Annotated in this window: 20 protein-coding genes and 1 pseudogene; 9 read left to right on the top strand and 12 right to left on the bottom strand. The window is 73.7% G+C overall.

The window, feature by feature from the left end:
* Window positions 1-41: 41 nt before the first annotated feature.
* Together ACWDAS_RS24540 and ACWDAS_RS24535 are read right to left on the bottom strand one after the other, a co-directional pair.
* Window positions 42-269 carry a hypothetical protein gene (locus ACWDAS_RS24540; RefSeq protein ID WP_450394602.1) on the bottom strand — a complete coding sequence of 76 codons (228 nt, stop codon included), beginning with the start codon at window positions 267-269 and terminating at the stop codon, window positions 42-44.
* 71 nt (window positions 270-340) lie between these two features.
* Window positions 341-670, bottom strand: a pseudogene (locus ACWDAS_RS24535) (MFS transporter); the annotation flags it as partial.
* Window positions 671-730: 60 nt separating this feature from the next.
* Between ACWDAS_RS24535 and ACWDAS_RS24530 the strand changes: the two are divergent.
* On the top strand, window positions 731-1,126 hold the full coding sequence (locus ACWDAS_RS24530; RefSeq protein ID WP_450394600.1) for a MarR family winged helix-turn-helix transcriptional regulator: 396 nt from the start codon (window positions 731-733) through the stop codon (window positions 1,124-1,126).
* Window positions 1,127-1,191: 65 nt separating this feature from the next.
* Here the strand turns inward: ACWDAS_RS24530 and ACWDAS_RS24525 are convergent, their stop codons facing one another.
* The 3 genes from ACWDAS_RS24525 to ACWDAS_RS24515 all read right to left on the bottom strand — a co-directional run bounded on the left by ACWDAS_RS24525 (window position 1,192) and on the right by ACWDAS_RS24515 (window position 3,672).
* Complete coding sequence (locus ACWDAS_RS24525) at window positions 1,192-1,938, bottom strand: maleylpyruvate isomerase family mycothiol-dependent enzyme (protein ID WP_450394597.1); 747 nt, start codon at window positions 1,936-1,938, stop codon at window positions 1,192-1,194.
* A 54-nt stretch (window positions 1,939-1,992) separates the two neighbouring features.
* Window positions 1,993-2,196, bottom strand: coding sequence for an SCO4225 family membrane protein (locus ACWDAS_RS24520; protein ID WP_450394594.1), 204 nt, complete (start codon window positions 2,194-2,196; stop codon window positions 1,993-1,995).
* Window positions 2,197-2,430: 234 nt separating this feature from the next.
* On the bottom strand, window positions 2,431-3,672 hold the full coding sequence (locus ACWDAS_RS24515; RefSeq protein ID WP_450394592.1) for an MFS transporter: 1,242 nt from the start codon (window positions 3,670-3,672) through the stop codon (window positions 2,431-2,433).
* Window positions 3,673-3,689: 17 nt separating this feature from the next.
* Here ACWDAS_RS24515 and ACWDAS_RS24510 point away from each other — a divergent pair, with 17 nt between their 5' ends.
* Window positions 3,690-4,913, top strand: coding sequence for an ROK family protein (locus ACWDAS_RS24510; protein ID WP_450394589.1), 1,224 nt, complete (start codon window positions 3,690-3,692; stop codon window positions 4,911-4,913).
* An 18-nt stretch (window positions 4,914-4,931) separates the two neighbouring features.
* Here ACWDAS_RS24510 and ACWDAS_RS24505 read toward each other — a convergent pair whose 3' ends face one another.
* Window positions 4,932-5,828, bottom strand: coding sequence for a DUF2797 domain-containing protein (locus ACWDAS_RS24505; protein WP_450394586.1), 897 nt, complete (start codon window positions 5,826-5,828; stop codon window positions 4,932-4,934).
* Window positions 5,829-5,975: 147 nt separating this feature from the next.
* On the opposite strand from ACWDAS_RS24505, the gene ACWDAS_RS24500 reads away from it, so the two are divergent.
* From ACWDAS_RS24500 to ACWDAS_RS24490, 3 genes are read left to right on the top strand one after another with little or no spacing between them, the layout of a single operon-like run.
* Complete coding sequence (locus ACWDAS_RS24500) at window positions 5,976-6,281, top strand: SHOCT domain-containing protein (RefSeq protein WP_450394584.1); 306 nt, start codon at window positions 5,976-5,978, stop codon at window positions 6,279-6,281.
* Window positions 6,278-7,045: an ABC transporter ATP-binding protein gene (locus ACWDAS_RS24495; RefSeq protein ID WP_450394581.1), complete on the top strand. Its 768-nt coding sequence runs from the start codon at window positions 6,278-6,280 to the stop codon at window positions 7,043-7,045. The genes ACWDAS_RS24500 and ACWDAS_RS24495 overlap by 4 nt, the downstream gene beginning before the upstream one ends.
* On the top strand, window positions 7,042-9,618 hold the full coding sequence (locus tag ACWDAS_RS24490; RefSeq protein ID WP_450394578.1) for an ABC transporter permease: 2,577 nt from the start codon (window positions 7,042-7,044) through the stop codon (window positions 9,616-9,618). The genes ACWDAS_RS24495 and ACWDAS_RS24490 overlap by 4 nt, the downstream gene beginning before the upstream one ends.
* 64 nt (window positions 9,619-9,682) lie before the next feature.
* On the opposite strand, the gene ACWDAS_RS24485 is transcribed toward ACWDAS_RS24490, so the two are convergent.
* Both ACWDAS_RS24485 and ACWDAS_RS24480 read right to left on the bottom strand, forming a co-directional pair.
* A complete protein-coding gene (locus ACWDAS_RS24485; protein ID WP_450394576.1) occupies window positions 9,683-10,240 on the bottom strand; it encodes an ATP-binding protein in 558 nt (185 codons plus the stop codon).
* A gap of 191 nt (window positions 10,241-10,431) precedes the next feature.
* Window positions 10,432-10,740, bottom strand: a complete 309-nt coding sequence (locus ACWDAS_RS24480; protein WP_450394574.1) for a hypothetical protein — start codon at window positions 10,738-10,740, stop codon at window positions 10,432-10,434.
* A gap of 113 nt (window positions 10,741-10,853) precedes the next feature.
* Here ACWDAS_RS24480 and ACWDAS_RS24475 point away from each other — a divergent pair, with 113 nt between their 5' ends.
* From ACWDAS_RS24475 to ACWDAS_RS24465, 3 genes are all read left to right on the top strand, one after another.
* Entirely contained in the window at window positions 10,854-11,996 is a 1,143-nt protein-coding gene (locus ACWDAS_RS24475) for a PLP-dependent cysteine synthase family protein (RefSeq protein WP_450394571.1), read from the top strand.
* A gap of 93 nt (window positions 11,997-12,089) precedes the next feature.
* Window positions 12,090-13,490, top strand: a complete 1,401-nt coding sequence (locus ACWDAS_RS24470; RefSeq protein ID WP_450394569.1) for a hypothetical protein — start codon at window positions 12,090-12,092, stop codon at window positions 13,488-13,490.
* 89 nt (window positions 13,491-13,579) lie between these two features.
* On the top strand, window positions 13,580-14,776 hold the full coding sequence (locus tag ACWDAS_RS24465; RefSeq protein WP_450394566.1) for a hypothetical protein: 1,197 nt from the start codon (window positions 13,580-13,582) through the stop codon (window positions 14,774-14,776).
* A gap of 16 nt (window positions 14,777-14,792) precedes the next feature.
* Here the strand turns inward: ACWDAS_RS24465 and ACWDAS_RS24460 are convergent, their stop codons facing one another.
* Together ACWDAS_RS24460 and ACWDAS_RS24455 are read right to left on the bottom strand one after the other, a co-directional pair.
* Window positions 14,793-15,269, bottom strand: a complete 477-nt coding sequence (locus ACWDAS_RS24460) for an SRPBCC family protein (protein WP_450394564.1) — start codon at window positions 15,267-15,269, stop codon at window positions 14,793-14,795.
* 25 nt (window positions 15,270-15,294) lie between these two features.
* Window positions 15,295-16,152, bottom strand: a complete 858-nt coding sequence (locus ACWDAS_RS24455) for a DeoR/GlpR family DNA-binding transcription regulator (RefSeq protein WP_450394563.1) — start codon at window positions 16,150-16,152, stop codon at window positions 15,295-15,297.
* Window positions 16,153-16,401: 249 nt separating this feature from the next.
* Between ACWDAS_RS24455 and ACWDAS_RS24450 the strand changes: the two genes are divergently transcribed.
* Window positions 16,402-18,705, top strand: coding sequence for a hypothetical protein (locus ACWDAS_RS24450; RefSeq protein WP_450394561.1), 2,304 nt, complete (start codon window positions 16,402-16,404; stop codon window positions 18,703-18,705).
* On the opposite strand, the gene ACWDAS_RS24445 is transcribed toward ACWDAS_RS24450, so the two are convergent.
* Both ACWDAS_RS24445 and ACWDAS_RS24440 read right to left on the bottom strand, forming a co-directional pair.
* On the bottom strand, window positions 18,675-21,110 hold the full coding sequence (locus ACWDAS_RS24445; RefSeq protein ID WP_450394559.1) for a right-handed parallel beta-helix repeat-containing protein: 2,436 nt from the start codon (window positions 21,108-21,110) through the stop codon (window positions 18,675-18,677). The genes ACWDAS_RS24450 and ACWDAS_RS24445 overlap by 31 nt on opposite strands.
* Before the next feature lie 167 nt (window positions 21,111-21,277).
* Window positions 21,278-21,886, bottom strand: coding sequence for an Rv1733c family protein (locus ACWDAS_RS24440; protein ID WP_450394557.1), 609 nt, complete (start codon window positions 21,884-21,886; stop codon window positions 21,278-21,280).
* Between the last annotated feature and the right edge of the window lie 68 nt (window positions 21,887-21,954).

The following is a 21,954-nucleotide window of genomic DNA, read 5'->3' as shown; positions in this document are numbered from 1 at the left end:
GCGACCCCACGGGGTGCGCGGATCCCGGCGGCTGCCGTGCGTCAGTCGGCCACCGGGACCTTGCGGTCCTCGCCGACCGGCGCGGCGGCGGTGTCGGAGGACGCGACGACGAATCCGTACGACACCCTCCGGCGCAGCCCTGTGAGGGTGATCAGCAGGCCGGTCAGGGCGATCGCGCTGACGACGACCAGCCCGGGGCGGAAGCTGTCGAGCACGGCCTGCGGGGTGGCCGGGCGGTCATCGGCCCCCGCGGTGATCGCCGCGGTCACGACCGCGAGGAAGATGGCGCCGCCCACCTGGAAGGAGGTGTTGAGCAGGCCGGAGACCATGGAGTCGACGAGCCCGCGAGCAGGGAGGCGGCGGCGAACACCGCCAGCGCGACGAGGAAGACCCGGCGCCGGCCGAGCGGGTCGGCGACGCGGCCGCCGAGCAGCAGCAGGCGGCCGTAGCCGAGGATGTAGCCGCTGACGATCCACTGCAGCGAAGAGGTGGACAGATCGAGGTCGTCCGCGACGGACGGGAGGGCCACGCCGGCCATCGAGACGTCCAGGGCGTCGAGGAAGAGCGCGGCGCAGAGCACCGGCAGGGTGCCCCACTGCCGTGTGCTCCAGCGCCCGTCGGAACCGGGGTCGGTGGTGTGCGGAGGGGTGAACGCTACGTGCGCATACATCAAGTGCAAGTGCATTTAATGTGCGTACATGTAGTATTGATTTTCTGCTATCCTACGCCCATGACCGGCGTGAAGAGTGAGCATGTGCTCGTGGAGCGGTGGCGGGAGGTCCTCTCGCTGCACGCGCGCACCGCGTGCGAACTCGACCGTGAGCTGCAACCGCACGGCCTCGGTGCGAGCGACTTCGAGGTGCTCGACCTCCTCGCCGAGGGCAATCCGGACGACGGCGGATGCTCCTACCGGGTCCAGGAGCTCGCCGATCGTGTGCACCTGAGTCAGAGCGCGCTATCCCGGCTGGTCGGTCGGCTGGAGAAGGACGGCCTGGTCAGCAGGGGGATCTGCAGTGAGGACCGACGCGGGGTGCGGGTCGTGCTGACCGACGCGGGCCGGGCGCGCCACGAGGAGGCCAAGCCCGTGCAGCGCGCGGTCCTCGAGCGCATCCTCGGCGAGGGCTGACGGCGCGCGGCGCGGGGCGCCCGCCGGGTAACGCGAGGGATGCGCACCGCACCGCGCGGAGGCAATCAGGTGATCGCCGCGGTGCGCCGCCACAGGTCGAGCAGCGACGCGTCGCCCGTCACCTGCAGCTTCTCGTACGGCCCGCGGTTCCAGAGGGCGAGATAGAGCTCCTCGGCGGTGCCGCTCACCGTGCAGTCCGCCTCGCCGCCTGACCGCCGCTCGACGACCAGGGGCTCGGCCGACACATGGGCGAGCCAGTCGTCCCGCGCGGTGTCGGTGTCCACCGCCCGCACGCGCAGCGTCCTCGGTGTCTCGCTGCGGATGCGGCTCTTCTTCCGTACGTGGAAGCCCGCGAGCAGTTCGTCGATCCCGTCGGCCGCGAACTGCGGATCCACCGGGGAGGGCGCCCCGCCCAGCGCCAGCTCCGCGTCCACCCGGTGCACCGCCGTCTCGTGCGCCTGGCGCCTCGCCCAGAAGGCCAGCGGGGAGGGCGCCTTGAGGAAGTACCAGCAGTCGAGGCCGGTGGGCGCGGCCTCCAGGGCGGCGGCCAGCCGCCCGTGCCCCTCGCGGAACCAGGGGATCAGCGCGGGGTCGTCCTCGGGCGCCTCGGCCGTGATCGGCTCCGGCCGGGTACGTCCCTCCGCGACGAAACGGGTCGCCCAGCGGTGCACGACGCCTTGATGGCGGACCAGATCGCGCATACGCCACCCCGGGCAGGACGGCACCTCGGCGTCGGGGCCGGCCGCCTCGGCCGCGTCGGCGAGCAGTGTGCCGTCGACCTTCAGCACCTCGATGAACTCGGCTGTCTCCATGGCGTGATTGTGGCACCCGGCTCCGACAGCCGGGTCGCGCCGTACCCGGTGCGCTCAGCGGGCGTGCGAACGCCGGCGGCGGGCCCGCGCCACCGGACCCAGTGGCACCGCGTTGAGCACGGCGGACACCAGGGTCGCCGCCACCGACGTCGACCGACCGCCCCAGCCGTGGGCGGTGTCGGCCGGAGCCTGCCCGACGGCGTCGAATGGCGACCAGAGCAGGGGCATCCACGGCAGCGTCAGCAGGACGAGCCACACCCCGGACAGGGGACGCGTCCGTGTGCGAGACGAACGCGGTGTCGATCAGGACCAGGAGGAGAGCGGCGGCGACCAGGCACAAGTAGGCGCGCGACAGGCGCTCTCGGTTCACGACCCGGGCGGTGGCCCAGAGCCTTCGGGGAAGCGGCATGTCTCCTCCGGCTTCTGTGCGACCCACAGGGCACCGTCCAGCATGGCCCCCTCGGTCCGCCCGGGGAACCCGGACGTGACGCGTCAGACTCCGGCTGCCGCGGAGGCGTGCCGCGTCACGTGCGCGACCGCGGCGGCCACCGCCGCCAGTGCGGCGACCGTGGTCAGCGCGACGGGCAGCCCGAAGGCGTCGGCGAGGAAGCCGATGGTGGGCGGCCCGAGCAGGAAGCCCGCGTATCCCAGGGTGGAGGCGGTGGCCACGCCGCTGGGGCCACCGAGGGCGCCGGCCCGTCCGATGGCCACGGGAAAGACATTGGCGAGCCCGAGCCCGGTGAGCGCGAAGCCGGTCAGGACGAGCCAGGCCGCGGGGCCGAGCGCCCCCAGCAGCATGCCGGCGCAGGCCGTCAGCCCGCCCAGCACCACCGCCCGGGTGGGGCCGAGCTGCAGCAGGAGCGCGGTGCCGGAGAGCCGTCCGACGGTCATCGCGAGGGCAACCGCGGCGTATCCGGCGGCCGCGAGGGCGGGACCGGCGTGCAGATCCTCCTGCAGATGGAGCGGGCCCCATTCGGCGAGCGCTCCCTCTCCGTAGGCGGTGCAGAGCCCGATGAGCCCGAAGACGGCGACCATCCGCCGGGCGCCGCCGGGGTGCGTGCCACCGGGGTTGCCGGAAGCGTCGCCGTCCCGGACGGCATCCGCGGAGTCCGCGGGGCGGGGGATCACGTGCCCGAGCAGGAGCCGCCCGAGCAGTGCGGTGCCCAGGAGCCCGAACACGGCGACGCCGGAGAGGTGCTGGGCCGGCGTCAGGTGGGCCGCCAGTGGTCCGCCCACACCCGCCCCGATCAGGCCGCCGAGACTGTACGCCGCGTGGAAACCGGGCATGATGGGGCGCCGCAGCGCGGCGACCAGGTCGACGGCGACGCTGTTCATCGCGACGTTCATGCCGCCGAATCCCACGCCGAGCAGGAGCAGGACGAGGCCCAGGGTGACGGGGGAGTGGGTGAACGGAGGCAGTGCGACGCTCAGTGACAGGACGGCGGCGGTGACGATGGTGACCTGCCGGGCCCCGAAGCGCCGGCACAGCCACCCGCTGGGCATCATCGTGGCGACCGCTCCAGCCGACACGCCGAGCAGCGCGAGGCCGAGCGCTCCCGCCGAGGCGCCGACCTGCTCCTTGACGGCGGGGATGCGAACGACCCAGCCGGCGAAGACGAATCCGTCGAGGGCGAAGAACGCGGTCAGGGCGATACGGAGGCGGCGCAGAGGGAGCGGGGGACTTGCATGATCTTGCTGGGCGAGTACGCTCCGTATTTTGTTTAGGCTCGGCACAAAGTGAGAATAGGACTGTGACCCAGACTCGGACAAGGTTGGAGCGGGGCCGCGGAGCGCTCGGTCCCGCGCTCGCGCTCGTGCACACCGGGCGTGCGCCCACCCGCGCCGTGCTCACCGCCGAACTCGGCGTGACACGGGCGACCGCCGGGGCGGTCGCCGCCGAACTGGAGGCGCTGCGGCTGATCCGGGTCGACACCAGGCCGGGCGGACCGGCCGGCGCGCAGGGCCGGCCCTCGCACCGGCTCGCAGTGAACCCCGAGGGGCCGGTCGTCCTCGCCGCGCAGATCCACGCCGACGGCTTCCGTGCCGCCCTGGTCGGGCTCGGCGGCCACATCATCGCGACCGCGCCGGTCGCCATGGCCGTGCCCGCGGATCCCGCGCAGGTCCTCGGCGCCGTCGTCGAGGCCGGCGTGGGACTGCTGCGCGCCTCCGGCCGGGTGTGCGCGGGCGCCGGTCTCGCCGTGCCCTCCGCCGTCGCCGAACCGGAGGGCGCCGCGCTCAACCCCCTGCACCTCGCGTGGCCCGCGGGCGCGCCGGTGCTGGAGATCTTCCGCGAGCAGGTCGAACGCGCCGGCATCATCGCCCCGAACGGGGGCCCTCCGCTGTGCTTCGTCGGCAACGACGTCAACGTCGCCGCCCTCGCCGAACACCGGCACGGCGCCGGGCAGGGCGCCGAGCACCTGCTCGTCGTCGCCACGGGGCACCGCGGTGTCGGCGGTGCCCTCGTCCTCCACGGCAAACTCCACACCGGCAGCTCCGGACTCGCCCTCGAGGTCGGCCACCTCACCGTCAACCCCGAGGGCCGCCCCTGCCATTGCGGCAGCCGCGGCTGCCTCGACGTCGAGGTCGACCCCCTCGCCTTCCTGGACGCCGCCGGGCGTATCCCCGGCCCCGAGGTCTCGCTCCCCGACCAGTGCCGCGCCCTGCTGCGCGAGGAGTACGACGACCCCGCCGTGCGCCGCGCCGCCCACAGCCTCATCGACCGGCTCGGCCAGGGACTCGCCGGACTGGTCAACGTCCTCAACCCCGACCGGATCCTGCTCGGCGGACTGCACCGGTGGCTGCTCGACGCCGACCCGGAGCGGCTGCGCGCCGTCGTCGCCGAGCGCAGCCTGTGGGGACGCAGTGGCGGCATTCCCCTGCTCGCCTGCGCCCTGGACCACAACAGTCTCGTCGGGGCGGCCGAACTGGCCTGGCAGCCGGTGCTGGACGACCCGCTGACGGCCCTCGGCGTCTAGGGGCCCGCCGGCAGCCCGTCAGAAAAGCGGTTCCGGAGGCTCGGTCGCCGGCGCCAACGCCTTGGTGGGGGGCGCCGGCAGACCCTCGACCGAGGCGGTGAGCGGCCACCCGGAGACCAGACGGGAGTCGAGCAGCACCACGCCGCCGGCCGGCCCCGCGGTGCGGATGTAGACGTCGGCCCCGGCCACCGCCAGGACGACGCCGCCGACGGCCGTACCGGGCGCCAGACCGGTCACCGCCGCGGTGGCGCGCGGCGCCTCGGGCTCCAGACCGAACACCGCCGCCTGGTCGACGGCCCGGAACCCGGTGGCCGTCAGCGTGTCACGCCAGTCCGGCACCGCTGTTGCCGCCTCATGGAGCGCCCGCAGCTCGGCCGCTCGTGCCCCCGCCGGGGGCAGGGCGGCACGGGCGGCACGCTTCGTGGACGTCGCCACCCGGTCGGGGATGCCCAGCGCCGTCCCGAGGACGGACTCGGCGCGACGCGCGGCCATCAGCGGGCCTCGGCCGAGGAACGTGAAGCAGATCGCCGCCTGTTCGAGCAGCCGGGCACTGCCCCGCTCGACCGCCGTGATGCCGACCTTGCTCAACCCCGTTCCGAACCATGCCAGATACACCGCGAAGGGCCGCGGGTCGTCCAGCCGCGTGTCGGCGGCGACCGACCTGGAGCGGTCCAGCGCCGCGCACCGCTCGCACTGGTCGCGCCGGGCCTGCAGGGGCAGCTCCTCGGCCTGCGGACACGGCGTCCACCGCCCCGAGCGCCACACCCTGGTGCACAGCCGCACCGCGCCCGGCTCCACGGCGAGCGCCAGCGGGTCCCCGAGGCGTACGGGACTGCGCCGGTCGCCGTACCCGGGGTGCCACCAGGTCCAGGCCGGGCCCCCGGACACCCACCGCAGACCTGTGCATCGCCACATGATCCGCATGCTAGGCGCAGCCACCGACACTTCCCGTACTCCCCGGGTGGTACGCGCACTGCCGCTGGCCGTACGACGACCCGGGGGCCGGAACGGACCAGGCTCGGTGATGTCGGAACCACGACATCACCAAGGAGACGATTCCCGATGGACGCCATCGCACTGACCTCGCTCGCCGACCACTGGGACGGGGGACCCGGCCCGTGGATCCTGTTCTTCCCGCTGATCTGGGCCGCCGTCATCGGTGGTGTCGTGTTCCTGTTGCGCCGCACCGCGTGGCGCGGCCTCGGCCGCGGTCCGTGGCACGCCCGCGCCGCGATCGGCGAGCACTCGCCGATCGCGGTGCTGGGCCGTCGCTTCGCCGCCGGGGAGATCGACGAGGACGAGTACTGGCGGCGGCTGTCCGTCCTGGACGAGCAGTTCGGCCGCTTCTCCAAGGGCGGAGAGCGATGACCGCCGCCCGCGTCGTCGACGCCGTCAAGACCTACGGTTCGGGCGACGCCCAGGTGCGCGCCCTGGACGGCGTCACGGTCGGCTTCCCGGCCGGGCGCTTCACCGCGATCATGGGTCCTTCCGGCTCCGGCAAGTCCACGCTCATGCACTGCGCCGCCGGACTCGACACCCTCAGCTCGGGGACCGCCTGGATCGGTGACACCGAACTGGGGGCGCTCGGCGACCGGCAGTTGACGCTGCTGCGCCGTGAACGCGTCGGCTTCGTCTTCCAGTCCTTCAACCTGCTGCCGACCCTGACGGTGGCCGAGAACATCACCCTGCCCCAGGACCTGGCCGGGGTGCGGACCGACCGCGAGTGGGTGGACGCACTCATCGACGTCGTGGGCCTGGGCGACCGGCTGCTGCACCGCCCGAGCGAGCTCTCCGGCGGCCAGCAGCAACGGGTGGCCGTGGCCCGGGCGCTGGCCGGGCGGCCAGACGTGGTCTTCGCCGACGAGCCCACCGGCAACCTCGACTCTCGTTCCGGCGGCGAGGTGCTGCGGCTGCTGGGCCGGGCCGTGCACGGCATGGGCGGCACGGTCGTCATGGTCACCCACGACCCGGTCGCCGCGGCCCATGCCGACGAGGTGGTCTTCCTCGCCGACGGCCGCCTCGAGGACCGGATGGCCGACCCGACCGCGGAGAAGGTCCTGGACCGCATGAAGGCCTTCGACGCCGCCCGGGACGCGGAACGCGGCAACGCCCCGCGGCGGGTGGCGTCATGAGCGCGGCGACCGCTTCCGCGCGCGCCTCCCTGCGGCTGAGCCTGTCCTCCCTGCGGGCCCACCGGCGCCGGTTCGCCGGCACCTTCCTGGCGGTCTTCCTCGGCGTCGCCTTCCTGGCCGGCACCATGGTCATGGGCGACACCCTGCGCGCCGGCTTCGACGTCCTCTTCGCGTCCGCCAACAGCGGCACCGACGTCGTCGTCCGCAGCGCCGACGTGGTCACCGTCGCCGGCGAGGGACAGGGCACCCGGGAACCGGTCGACACCGCCCTCGTGACGCGCTTGCGCGAGGTGCCCGGTGTGGCGGCCGTCGCCCCGGACATCGAGGGCGCCGGCCAGATCGTCGGCAGCGACGGCGAACCCGTCGGCGGCCAGGGCCCGCCCACCCTCGCCGGGAACTGGATCGACGACCCCGGGCTCAACCCGTACGCCCTCGCCGAGGGCCGCGCCCCGAGGGCGTCCGGCGAGGCCGTGCTGAACCGCGCGGCGGCGGAGAAGGGCGGGCTCGCCATCGGCGACACGACCGTGCTGCGCACGCCGGACCCGCTCCGGGTGACGATCGTCGGACTGGCCACCTTCGGCGGCGAGGACGGCATGGGCCAGTCCACCTTCACCGGTCTGACCCGTGCCGACGCCGAGCGGCATCTGATGCCCGGGCCCGGCCGGGCATCCACGATCAAGGTGCGCGCGGCCTCCGGTGTCGGACCCGAGCAGCTCGCGGAGCGTGTCGTGGGCGTGCTGCCCCACGGCGTCGAGGCGATCACCGGGCAGCAGGCCACGGACGAGAACCTCGACCAGGTCTCGGGCCGCTTCCTGTCGCTGTTCACGACCCTGCTCACGGTCTTCGCCGGTATCGCCCTGCTGGTGGCGACCTTCAGCATCCACAACACGTTCGCGATCGTCGTCGCCCAGCGCACCCGGGAGAACGCCCTGCTGCGGGCGCTCGGCGCGTCCCGTCGCCAGGTGCTCGGCTCGACCCTCGCCGAGGCCGTCGTCGTGGCCCTGGCCGCCTCGGGCGCCGGACTCCTCGGGGGGATCGGCGTCGCGGCCGGGCTCCAGGCGCTCTTCCCGGTCGTGGGCTTCCCCTTCCCGGAGGGGCGCCTGGTCATCGGCGCCACCGCGATGGCCGTACCGCTCGTCGTCGGTCTGCTCGTCTGCACCGGATCGGCCGTGCTGCCCGCCGTCAGGGCCGGGCGGACGGCACCGCTCGCCGCCCTGCGTGAGACGGCGGTGGACCACTCCGCCGCGTCGCGCGGACGCGCGGCCCTGGGGGCCGTCCTGGCGGCCGCCGGGATCGCGACGACCGTGGCGGGCGCCGCGGGCACCCCCCGTGTGTGGCTCACCTCCGCCGGAGCGGCCCTCGCCGTCGTCGCGTTCGTCGTCCTGGGCCCGGTCGCGTCCTCGTACGCCGTACGCGCCCTCGGGGCACCGATCGCCCGGCTGCGCGGCGTCACCGGGGCGCTGGCCCGGCGCAACGCGCTGCGCAGCCCGAAGCGCACGGCGGCCACCGCCACGGCACTGATGATCGGCGTCGCCGTCGTGTCGCTCTTCACGGTCTTCGGCGCGTCCCTGAAGGCGACCACGGACCGGACCGTCGCCCGCTCCTTCGCGGGCGATGTCGCCCTGAGCTCCTCGGGGTTCGGCGCGGGCGCCAACGGGCTCAGCCCGAGACTCGCCCCCGCGGTGGCGCAGCTGCCCGAGGTGGCGGCGGCGGTCGGGCTCGGCAAGGGGGTCGCCGAAATCGACGGCGGCGGGCGGCAGCTCACCGTCACCGACCCCGTCGCCCTGGCGCGGGTGCTCGACCTGGGCGCCGTCGACGGGACCTTGACGGGGCTCGCGCGGGACGGCATCGCCGTCTCCCGGGAAGAGGCGGGCAAGCGCCACTGGAAGCCGGGCAGCACCATGGTGCTGGCCTTCGCCGACGGCACGCGGCAGACCTTCACCGTGCGGGCCGTCTACCAGGAGGCCGGCCTCGGCGGCGACTACATCGTCACCCGGGCCGCCTGGGCGCCGCACAAGGTGCAGGACTCCGACGCCCTCGTCGCCGTCGCCTTCAAGGACGGCGTCGCGCTCGACGACGGCAAGGCGGCGGTCGAGTCGGTGGCCCGCCGGTACGGCAACCCCGAGGTGCAGACCCGCGACGAGTACGCCGAGTCCGCCGCATCGGGCGTCGACATCATGCTGACCCTCGTCTACGCCCTGCTGGCGCTGGCCGTGCTCATCGCCCTGCTCGGCATCGCCAACACGCTCACCCTCGCGGTGCACGAACGCACCCGCGAACTCGGGCTGCTGCGGGCCGTCGGACAGACCAGGGCGCAGGTGCGGGCGATGGTCCGCTGGGAGTCCGTACTCGTCGCCGCCTTCGGCACGGCCGGCGGCATGGCGCTGGGCGCGTTCCTCGGCTGGGCGCTGGTCGAGGCGTCGGACAGCGCGGGCACCAGCGCCTTCGCGGTGCCGCCCGTGCAGTTCGCGGTCGTGCTGCTGGTCGGGCTGATCGCCGGCGTCCTGGCCGGATGGCGACCGGCCGGGCGCGCGGCGCGCCTGGACGTACTGAGGGCCATCGCCGCGGAGTGAATCCGCCGACGACGGCCCGGGGTCCACGGCCGCCGTGCCCCTCGAGGGGTGCGGCGGCCGCGCGTCAGACCAGCACCGGTTCGGCCGCGGCCGGGACCAGGCGATCGAGGACCGGGGGCCAGGCCTCCGGCGTCTCGGGGACGACCGGCAGCGTCCGCGGCGCGACCTTGCGGACGACCGTCGCCGAGAACCGTTCGGTGATCGCCCTGGGCGGGACCGTGGCCTCGGCCCGGAGCGTGAACCACACAACCTTGCCACCGTCGTTCAGCGCTTCGGTGCCCCAGCTGTCGCTCATCGACACCACCATGGCGAGTCCGCGGCCGCAGGTGGCCAGGGGCTCGAAGTCGCGGACCCGCGGCAGACGCGGATCGTTGTCCGAGACGGCGACGGTGAGCCAGCCGGAGGCGAAGTTCAGCTCGACGGAACAGCGCTTGTCCGGCCGGGCATGCCGGTGGACGTTGCCGAGCAATTCGGTGATACCCAGCAGAGTGGGGTCGATCAGTGGATCCAGCCGCCAGTACCGCAGCTGTGCGGCGACGATACGGCGTACCTGCTGGATCCTCGACGGCAGTGCCTCAAGTTCCAGGGCACACTGCCGTTTACTGCCTTCTGAGCTGATCACGGCTGCGACTCCCTCCGCGGTGAGGGCGCGCCCCTGTGATCGGGGCATGCCCCGCCCGCATGGAATGGGAACACCTTTGCGGGATTGCTGTGAGTGACTGCTGCAGTGACTCCGTGATGCCACTCAAGGATCACCCCGATGGATGCTTACCGCAACTCCGTGAACGCGGAGAGTGCCGTTCCGTTCCCGCCTCAGCGGCGGGCGACCTTCTCCCGCGCCGTCCGCAGTGTGTCCAGGAAGCGGCCCGCGGACGCCGCGCCCTGTTTGCGCAAGGTCAGCAGATAACCGGTGCCGTTGAGCCGCGCCAGCGTGCGCCGCTTGACCGCGAAACGCGGGGTCAGGGCGTGGACGTCCTCCACCGGCGCGCTGTCGATCTCCCGCCCGCGGCTGGTCAGCAGCACCAGACGGCCGTCCTGGATCAGGACCTGCCCGCCCCGGGTGAGCGACCGCAGCCGCCGCCCGATCCGCACCCCGGTGGCGGTGAACTCCGCTTCGGCCACGGCTCATCCCCTCCTTCGTCCGGTCGCAGTCTGCCCGCTCCGGGCGCTCCCGCACCAGCGTCTGCCTATGATCGGCACACAGGCGCGAACGGAAGGCGGCGCAGGTGAGCAGCATGGAGAGGGGTGACGGCGGGGGCTGTACGGGGACGGAGGGAGCGATGCCCACCGTCGACGTGGACCGTGCCGACCCGGAGTACCGCGGCTGGCTCAAGGAGGCCGTGCGCAAGGTCCAGGCGGACGCCAACCGCTCGGCCGACACACATCTGTTGCGCTTCCCGCTCCCCGAGGCCTGGGGCATCGACCTCTACCTCAAGGACGAGTCGACCCACCCCACCGGCAGCCTCAAGCACCGCCTCGCCCGCTCGCTCTTCCTCTACGGCCTGTGCAACGGCTGGATCCGGCCCGGCAAGCCGGTCATCGAGGCCTCCAGCGGCTCGACGGCGGTCTCCGAGGCGTACTTCGCCGACCTGATCGGCGTGCCCTTCATCGCCGTCATCCCCCGCACCACCAGCTGGGAGAAGCAGCGGCTGATCGAGTTCCACGGCGGTCGGTGCCACCTCCTGGACGACCCGCGGACGGTCTACGAGGTCTCGGTCCGCCTCGCGGAGGAGACCGGCGGCCACTACATGGACCAGTTCACCTACGCCAAGCGGGCCACCGACTGGCGCGGGAACAACAACATCGCCGAGTCCATCTACCAGCAGCTCCGGCTGGAGCGGAACCCCTGCCCGGCGTGGATCGTGGCGACCGCCGGCACCGGGGGCACCTCTGCCACCATCGCCCGCTACGTCCACTACATGCAGTTCGACACCATGGTGTGCGTCGCCGATCCGGAGAACTCCGTGTTCTTCGACGGCTGGGTGAGCGGCGACGACTCCGTCTCCTGCGAACGCGGTTCACGGATCGAGGGCATCGGCCGCCCCAGGGTGGAGCCGAGCTTCGTGCCGGGTGTCATCGACCGCATGATGAAGGTGCCCGACGCGGCGTCGGTGGCGGCGGTCCGCGCCCTGGAGGGGGCCATCGGGCGCAAGGCCGGAGGATCGACGGGCACGGGCCTGTGGAGCGCGTTCAAGATCATCGCGGAGATGGTCGCCGCGGGCCGCACGGGCAGCGTCGTCACGCTCCTCTGCGACGCCGGCGACCGGTACCTGGACAAGTACTATTCCGACGCCTGGGTCGCCGAACAGGGCCTGGACATCTCGCCGTACGCCGCGGCCATCGACACGTTCCTGACGTCGGGCGCCTGGCCGGACTGACCCGTTCCGTCCGTTCCGTTCTGTTACGCCGTCGCTACCCTGAGGCCGCCGGAGTACCGCCTTCCCTTCTCCGGGCGCTCCTAGCGTCCGGATATGACGATCTCTCAAGTGGCGCCTCCGGCGGTCGTACCGCCGTCCGCCGCGCCGGGTGCGCCCGCCCCGCCGGAGCATCGGGCGCCGGTACCGCCCGTCCGGGCGGGGCGCCGGCGCATGCCGCCCCCGGTGCGGCTGGTCGTCCAGGCGACGGCCGCGCTCGTCGCCGTCCTCGCGCTGTGCCTGGCCGCGGTCATCGGTGCCGTCACCGTGCGGTCGGACGCCGAGCAGCTGCGCGACACCACCGCACACCGCGCCGCCCTCGCCGCCGAACTCCGTTTCGCCCTCGCCGACCTGGACGCCCAGCGCGCCGACCAGCTGGTGCCCGGCCACGCGGCGGACGACCCCGAGCTGTCCGTCGGCAACCGCCTGCTCGCGCTCATCACCGCCCAGCAGCGCCGTGCGGAGGTCAGCGATCTGCTCCGGCGGCTCGGCGGCGACGACGCCCACGCCGCGCAGGTGCGCGGCATCCTCGACCAACTCGGCCGCTACGACGACGCGAGCGGTCGCGCCGCCTACGTCGACGAACAGCACCACGAGCGGCCCGCGGGCCACCCGCCGGCGGTCGCCGTCGCCTTCTCCGCGGAAGCGGGCGACATCATGCACGCCCACCTGCTGCCCGAGGTGGCGACCCTGGCGGACGCCTACGACGCGCAGGCCGACGCGGCGGCGGGTGCCGCGCGGGGCGCCGCCGTGCGTTCGGCCCTGACCATCGGCGTGCTGGGCCTGATAGCGGTCACCGTACTGCTGTGGTGGCAGCGGGACCTGGCCCGCCGCCACCGCCGCATCCTCAACCCGGCGCTGGCCGCTGCCACGGCCGCCGCCCTCGGCGTCACCCTTGCCGCGGTGGTGTCGTTCAGCGCGGCCGCCGCCGACCTCGACGCGGGCGTGCGGGACGGACTGCGACCCTGGACGCGGCTCGCGCAGGCCCGGGCGGTCGCCGCGGAGTCCGCCGCCGCCCAGAGCCGCTGGCTCGTCAACGGCGCCGAGCCGCAGCAGCGCGCCGAGCTCGACGCTCTCAACCGGCGGCTGGACGGCCTGCTCGCACCGGGCTCTTACGCCGAGGCGGACGAGCGTCCCGCGTACGCCGATGTCAACGAGCGCTACGGGCACTTCCGCGCCGACGACCGCACGCTCGGAGAGCTGATGGCGGGCAAGCGGATCGACGAGGCAGCCGTGGTGCTCACGGACGTCGGACGCGGAAAGGTCGGCTTCGACTTCTGGGACTTCGCGACCACCCTGGACGCCCTCGCCCAGGACCAGCAGGCCGACTTCATCTCGCGTGCAACCGCCGCACACTCAGGACTCGACGGCTGGCCCGCCGTACCCGCCAGTGTCCTCGGAGCCGCCGCGGCCCTGGTCGTGGCGGGTGTCCGGCCGCGGCTCGCGGAGTACCGATGAGACGCTGAACGCGGGGCGACAGGGCTTGTGGGGAAACTGCGTTCGGTTATAGAAAGTCATGTCAGTCCGATCTTGTGAAAGAGCTCCCGGTGACCACGACTCCGCCGCCTCCCGACGACGTCCCCTCCGTCCCCGACGACGTCTGGGAGCGGTTCGTCCAGGACACGGAGACGTCGATCCGGGCGACCGCGCCCAAGGAACCCTCCGCGCGGGCCCGGATGGTCACCGAGCGGCTGCGGCAGCAGGACGCCGAGGCCGCCCGCCGGGCCGGGCGCAAGGGGCGGGGGAAGCCGCCGCCCGCGGAGCCCGCGGGCTGGCGTACCGGCCCCGCCGTCTACGAGGTCGAGGAGCGCGGCCGCCGCCGTCGCCGGTGGGTCGGCCTGCTGGGCGTCCTCGTCGCGGTCGCGGTGCTCCTGTTCGCCCTGAACCCGGGCTGGGCGCTCGGCAAACTGCGCGGCGGCGGCAGCGCCGCACCGGATCCCTCCCCGCTCCCGGTGGAGACCGCGCGGCCCAGCAGCGCCCCGTCGCAGGAGGCGTTCCCCGACACGCCCACGCTCAAGGACCCGTTTGCCGGCTCCCCGGCGAAGCGCTACGCCGACGGCGCCGCCGGGATCGTCCCGCCGAAGGCGCGGCCGACGGGCTGGATGACGGCCGCCCAGGTCGCGGCGGCCCTCGAGAACGTCAAGGCCTTCCTGGTCGACGCCAACATCAACCCCGAGACGCTGCGGGGCGGTCGGCCGGACGCCGCGCTGAAGTTGATCGATTCGAGCCAGAGCGAGCTCCGCGCCCGGTTCGAGACGTCGTTCCGGAAGCCGGACAAGAAGCACGACCCGCTCCGGCTGGCGGTGCGCTTCAAGCCCTCCGACGTCGTACCGGCCGGCGACATCGTCAAGACCCGCGGCAGGATGACCTTCGCCAAGGGCAAGGACCGCGCCGTGGCCGTCCACGTCGACTACACCTTCGTCTATCCCGTGGTGAAGGCGAAGCCCGGATCGACGGAGGTCACCCGGACGATCGTCCGTCGCGTCCTGGACTTCGAGTTCATGGACGCGTCCCGCTACCGGGTGACGCCGGGCAGGTTCGTGATCACCCATTACGACGACGACATCGCCAACACGGCCTGCTTCGTCCACGACGGATGGCTCCACCCGCAGTTCGACTCCGACTCCGACGCCGCGCCGAGCGACGACGCCACCCCTTCGGGACCCGCCAGCGATCCGTACGACCGCAGCAAGGACCTCAAGGCCGACAAGGTCGAGGGGTGCGGCTCCGTCTCGCGTACGTGAGGCGCCCCGCGCGGGGTCAGGCGGCCAGCCGCCGGTCCAGCGCGCGGACCGCGGAGCGGAACGACAGGCCGAGGCCGGGGCGGGCCAGGAGCAGCAGGCCGCGCAGGGCTGACGAGCCGTCGGCGGCGAAGGTCCAGCGCACGCGCGTGCCACCGGACGCGGTGGGGGAGAGCGTCCACTCCTCCAGCAGGGCGCGCAGGCCCGGCGCGTTGCCGGCGTCGATGCGGTAGGCGAAGCGCTCCGGGGCCTCGGACGCGAGGACCGTCTCCTCGAAGCGCACCCCGCCGCGCAGAGTGATCGCGCGGCCCGTGTCGGTCGGCACGGCGGCCGTGATCGCGCCGAACCACGACGCCCACCCCTCGGTGTCCTTGGCGAGGGCGGCGTGGACGGCGTCGGGCGGCGCCGCCGCTTCGGCGGCGAAGACGAGACGGAGCGGCGCTGAGGCGAGGAAGCCCAGGTCCACCGGGCGGGTGGGGCGGAGTCGGCGCGTCATGCGGCGTACGGTAGTTGAGCGGCCGTCAGTTGTCAGCCGGGCCCTCGCCCGCGGGGCCGGGCTCGCCGTCCCCCGGCTCGCCGGCGACGATCAGGTCCGACAGGTGCTCGGAGATCTCCGCCCGGAGCACCGCGGGGATGCCCGCGTCCGTCACGAGAGTGTCCACGTCCTCCAGCGTGGCGAACGAGCTCAGGCCCACGGTGCCCCACTTGGTGTGGTCGGCGATGACGACCACCCGGCGGGCGGAGCGGACGAAGCGCCGGTTGGTCTCCGCCTCGGCGAGGTTGGGTGTGGACAGCCCCGCCTCGACCGAGATCCCGTGGACGCCGAGGAAGAGCAGGTCGAAGTGGAGGGAGCCGATCGCCCGGTCTGCGACGGGGCCGACGAGGGAGTCCGAGGGGGTGCGCACGCCGCCGGTGAGGACGACCGTCGCGGCGCCCTCCCGGCCGCCCGCGCCGCGGGCCGCGGTGTGGAAGACGTCGGCGACGCGCACGGAGTTGGTGACGACGGTGAGGTCGGGCACGTCCAGCAGGTGGTGGGCCAGGGCGTACGTCGTCGTGCCACCGGTGAGCGCGATGGCGCTGCCCGGGGTGACGAGCTGCGCGGCGGCACGGGCGATGGCCTCCTTGGCCCCGAGTTCGAGGCCCGCCTTGACCTCGAAGCCCGGCTCGTGGCTGCTGGCGGGGGCGACCGGCACGGCACCGCCGTGCACCTTCTCGACCACGCCCTGCCGGGCGAGTGCGTCGAGGTCGCGGCGGACGGTCATGTCCGACACGTTCAGCTTGCGGGTCAGCTCGTTGACCCGGACCCCACCGCGCCGCCGGACTTCGTCCAGGATCAGCGCACGCCGCTGTTCCGCGAGCAGGTTCTGGTTGTCGCTCACCCGAGGTCCCGTCCCATCCTCTGATGTGATCCCGATGCTGCCCGAACCGGCAGTCTCGCCATCCTTCCACGACCACCCCCGCTGAACAGGGGGTGAGTGGCACGGGGTGACCGGTCCCACACGCAACGCGCGTAACACGTTCGGGTGGCATTCGGGAACACCTCTGTCCAGTTCTGGCACGTGTGCCCGATTCTGGATACGCGCGATGCCGTACTCGCGCCACGGGGAAAGTACGGGGAGGCGATCGCGATGCGGTCGGACACGGTGCGGACGCAGCTGTCGCTCGAGTTGCTGGTCCACGGCGTCGGCGGGACGACGCCGCAGACGATGCTCAACGATCCGCGCATCACGCGCGTCTGCGGGGACGACACCGCCGGGATCTACCGGCGTGCCGACGACGCCGACGCCGAGCACCGTCCCGATGAGTACGGGGAGGGCCCGGTGCCCGACGCCTACTCCTGGTGCAATCTGACCTCGGGGGACGGCAGTCGCGCGCTGTGGCTGCTCCTGCTGCCCTTCATGGTGGCCAACCTCGCCCACTGGATGCGGCCGCCGGTCTCCCGGCCCCGCCTGGACCGCGCGTACGACGTGCTGGTGCGACTGCTGGCGCTCTCGCTGACCGTGCTCCTGGTCGCGGCGGCCTGTGAGGTCGCGATGGACCTGGTGGCCTGGCAGTGCGCGGGCAACGCGGCGTGTGCGGGCGGGAAGAGCTGGCTCTCCTTCCTCGCCGCGGGTGAGCCCGGGCGGCGGATCGCCGCCGGGGCCGTGCTGCCCGCCGGGCTGACCCTGCTGCTGTGGTGGCTCTCCCGGCGCACCTGGTACGCGTACGAGTCGCAGCGGCCCCTGCCCGGCCCGCATCCGGACGGCGGCCGGGAGGGCACGGACGTCACGCCGCTGGCCCGGCGCGGCTTCTGGTACGGGCGGCGGCTCGTCGCACGGCTCCGGGCGGCCCACACGGCGGCCGGTCTGCTCACGGTGGCGGTCGCGCTGGTCGTCCCACCCCTGCAACGCGACATGGACCCCGCCGGGATCCGGATACTCGCGGCGGTCGGCTGGCTCCTGACGGGAGGCCTGGCCGGGCTGACTGTCGCCGTGATCGCCGTGACCTGCGGCATGGGGCGCAGCGAGCACGCACCGGACGAGGCCCTGGATCCACGGCTCGCCCGGGCGATGCTGGGCGGCACGGCGGCCGCGCTGCTGGCCTCGGCCGGGTACGCCTGCTGGCACCGGAGCGGCTGGAGCGCCACCGGACGCCTGCCGGCCGGGGAGGCCTTCGGCTGGCTCGCCCTGCTGCAGGGGCTGCTGCTCGTGGCGCTCGGGGCCGTCGCCCACCTGATGCACCGCTCCGGAGACGGACGGGCCGAGTTGCGCGGCCTCGGCGGGCCGGTGGTGGCCCTGCTCGCGTGCTCGCTCGGCGGTGTGCTCACCGGAGGGATCGCCCAGCGGGTCGCGGACTGGCTGGACCGCGGCGCCACGCCGGGCAGCGGGAGGAGTTCCGTCGCGGGGCCGCCCGTGCTGCTGTCCTGGCAGGCCTCGGCGATCCCGGTGCTGCTGCTGGTCCTCGCCGTGGTGGTCGTCGTGCGGGGCAGACGGCTGCTGCGCCGGACACGGGCGCTGGTCCCGCAAGTGGAGGCGGACTACCCGGAGGAGGAGCACGAGGCCGCCCGCAGCCGGCAGATCGCCATGGCCCGGGCTCGCGCCGAACTCACGGATCAGGCGAGCCTGTTCATCGGGGTCATCGGATCGGTGGCCTTCCTGCTGGGCGCGGGGGCGCTTGCCGGGGCCTGGCTGAGCGGCACGGTCCCGGGACGGGCCGGCGCCGGCGCGTCCGGGATCGTGCGCACGGCCGCGGAGGTCGCGCAGGGTCTCGGTTCGTGGCTGGTCGGTGCAGGGGTGGTCGCACTGATCGCGCTCGGCCGCCGGGCCTACCGGGACGCCGGGGCACGCCGCACCGTCGGCATCCTCTGGGACGTCGGCACCTTCTGGCCCCGCGCCGCGCACCCCTTTGCGCCGCCCTGCTACGCCGAGCGTGCGGTGCCGGACCTCACCTGGCGCATGACGACCTGGACCAGGACACACCACGGCCGGATCATCCTCTCCGGGCACTCCCAGGGCAGCGTCCTGGCCGCGGCGGCGGTCTGGCAGCTGGATCCGGTCACCCGGGGGCGGATCGCCCTGCTCACCTACGGTTCGCCGCTGAGCCGGTTGTACGGGCGCTGGTTCCCCGCCTACTTCGGGCCCGCCGCGTTGACCGCGCTCCACGGCGAGCTGCAGGCCTGGCGCAATCTGTGGCGCCGTACGGATCCGATCGGCGGCCCGGTGCACCTCGACGAGCCGGGGCCGCCGGTGGACCGCGAGCCGCTGCCCGATCCGGCCGCGTACGGGCGGACGGAGGAACACCCGCTGCCCGCGCCGCTGCTGACGCACTTCGACTACCAGGCCGACCCGGCCTTCGGGACCGAGCGCGCCGCGCTGCTCAAATGGGTCTCCCGGAGCGGGGAGGGGGTGCTGCCCGCGCAGGGTCAGGGCAACGGGGGGAGGTCCTCGGGGTAGAGCAGTTGCAGCTCCTCGTGGCTGGGTTCGCTGATCCGGGCGAGCCGGCCCGCGTGCCTCTCGACCATGGCCTCGAAGGTCTGGCGGGCGGTGCGGCCGTTGCCGAAGGCCGGGCCCTTGGGGATCGCGGTGAAGTACTTGTACAGCGCCTCGCCGGTGTCCTCGGACAGCTGGTACTCGTGCTCCTCGGCCTGGGCCTGCACGATCCGCAGCAGCTCGACGGGGGTGTAGTCGTCGAAGGTGATGGTCCGCGAGAACCGGGAGGCGACACCGGGGTTGGCGGACAGGAAGTGCTCCATCTCCGCGGTGTAACCCGCGACGATCACCACGACGGCGTCGCGGTGGTCCTCCATCAGCTTCACGAGGGTGTCGATGGCCTCGCGCCCGAAGTCCCGCCCGGAGTCCTCGGGGGCCAGGGCGTAGGCCTCGTCGATGAAGAGCACCCCGCCCCGCGCGCGCTCGAAGGCCTCCTGCGTACGGATGGCCGTCGAGCCGATGTGCTCGCCCACCAGGTCGACCCGGGCGACCTCCACCAGATGGCCGCGCTCCAGCACGCCGAGCGTGGCCAGGATCTCGCCGTAGAGACGGGCGACGGTCGTCTTGCCCGTACCGGGGGAACCGGTGAAGACCAGATGGCGGCGCGGGGAGGGCGCCTTGAGACCGGCCGCGCGCCGTCTGCGGCCCACCGCGATCAGATCGATCAGGGAGCGCACCTCGCGCTTGACGTTGTCCAGGCCCACCAGGGCGTCGAGTTCGGCCAGCACCTCGTCCGAGGGACGGGTGTCACCGGCCGGTGCCGCCTGCGCGGGCACGGCGGCGGGCGCGGCGGAGCTGGTGGGCGACACGGGCAGCCCGCCGAGCAGCCCGAACGACTGGGTCGCGGGCTGCCGTTCCGCCGTCGCGACCGGCGCGGAGGAGGGTTCCGGCGCGGTGCCGCGCTCGCCGCTCTGGTCGCCGGTGCAGTCCTCGGTCACCGGTCCCGGCTCGGCGAACTCGTAACCGCCGCGCGAGCAGCGCTCCGTGCGGCAGCGGGTGAGCGTGGAACGGCAGCCGTCGATGATGTGGAAGCCGTAGCCGCGGCTGCCCGTGACACGGCAGCCGGTGAAGGTGCCGCGGCCCCCTGCGGAGACGTAGAAGCCGGCCTCGGCCGGGTTGGTGACGACGCAGCGTTCCAGGGTGGGGTCGGCGCCCTTGGTGACGATGACGCCGGTCGCCGTGTCGTCGATGGTGCAGGCGGAGAGCGTGCCCCCGCTGCCGTGGTCGCGGAACCAGGCGCCCGTGGATGCCTCCCGGATGCGGCAGTCGTCGAGCTGCACGGTGGCGCCGTCGCTCACCGAGACCGCCGTGTTGCGGACCTGGGAGATGTCGCTGTCGACGACGTCGGCCCGTGAGCCACGGTCGAGCACGAACAGGGCGTCGGGCACGTCGTGCACCCGGCAGGAATCGAGCACGGCGGCCGCCCCGTCACTGACCCAGACCGCCGGGTAGTCGCCCTGACTGTCGTGGATCTCGCACTGGTTGGCGTCCGCCCGGGTGCCCGGGTCCCACACCGACAGGCCGTTGCGGCCGAAGCGCCGCACCGTGGTCCTGGTGAGGGTGAGCAACGAACGGGAGCGCAGGTCGACGGCGTTCTCGGGGATGTCGTGGATGTCGCAGTCGGAGAGGGTCAGCACCGCGTCGGTGTCCAGGGTGATGCCGTCGCCCGTGGTGCGGTGCACCTGGCAGTCGGTGAGATGGCCGGCCGCGCGTGAGGCGACCTGCACGCCCGTGCCCTTGACCTCGTAGACCTCGCAGCCGACCGCCTCGGCGACGGTGCCCTCCCCGGTGAGGGCCAGTCCCGCTCCGGAGGCGTTGCGGACCCGGCAGCGTTCGAGCCGCGGGGAGGCCCCGCCGCGCACGGAGATGCCCGTCTGGCCCGCGGCCACCACCTCGCAGTCCTCGAACAGCCCGCCCGCGGACTCCAGCACGCTGATGCCGAGTCCGGCCGGGTTGTCGACGGTGCAGCGGCGCACGGTCGGCCGGGCCCCGTCCCGGACCTCTATGCCGACCGCGGAACGGGTGCTGACCCGCAGTCCGGTGAGTTCGGGGGTGGCCCGCTCGATCAGCAGGGCGGCGGCCGAGGTGTCCTGCCCCTCGATGCACAGGTCCTGGACCGTCGCGGGGGCCCGCACGGTCAGCGCGACACCGGCGGACGGGGCGATCCGCACCGACCCCGGCCCCTCGGCCGCGCGGAGCGTTATGACCTTCTCCACGACGAGGTTCTCCCGGTACGTGCCGGGGTTGACCGAGAGCACGTCGCCCTCGGCGGCCGCCTCCAGGGCGGCGGCCAGGCTCTCGTACTCCCCTGTGCGGCGGCGCCACCGTGAGCTGCTGGTGTGCGTCACCTGAACCACGCCTTGTGCCATGGAGATGCTTTGCCCCGTCCTCTTGCACTGCGCCGACCTGGGGGCCTCCACGGTAGCGCGCGCCGGGCGCGCGCCAGCACCCAGATGCTGATGGATCACCTGATGAACCCGGCCGGATGAGGCCGATTGCGGATGATCCGTGGCACCGACGGGCGTACCCGGCGTGGTCAGCCGCCCGCTCCGGCCCGGCCCCAGTTCTGACCGGCCGCAGCCCACTCGCGCTCCCACTCGGCGAGCCTGCGCCGCATCAGCTGCCACATCAGCACCTGGCGACCCATCAGCCCCACCACAATCGCGGCCAGGAAGGTGCCGACCCCGGCGAGCGTCGCATGCGTGGTGGCCGACCGGGCGTCCAGCGGGGCGGCTACGGGAACGGCGCCGGCCTTGTCGGTCCACAGCGTGATGTGGTCGCCCTGGCCGCGGTCCGCGGCAACCCGCACATGGGCGGTGTGGGCGTGCCCGTCCGGCGCGTTCCACCGGACCACGGCATTGCGCCGCTCCTCGCGTACGCGGCCGGACTCGGGGTCGGTGTCGGCGGCCTCACGCGGCCCGGCCTTCACCACCAGGGCCCTGACCTGGGTGCGGGCTGCGTGTTCGACGCGGACGGTGTGCTGAAGCGCGTTGTCCACGGCCTGCCCGGCCGTCAGCCCCGCGGCGGGTGCTCCCAGGACGATCACACAGGTCGCGGCCAGTCCGGCACACGCCTCGAACACGTCGGAGCGACGGCGCAGGCTGTTCCGCCGCCAACGCCACCACCGCACGCGCCTGGCCGCCATCGGACCGCACCCCCTTCACCGTCCAAGTACCGCATACGGCACGGCACATGCGCGGCATGGACCGGGCG

It is taken from the genome of Streptomyces sp. NPDC001070, assembly GCF_053598835.1.
This window is presented reverse-complemented; position numbering and strand designations above follow the sequence as displayed.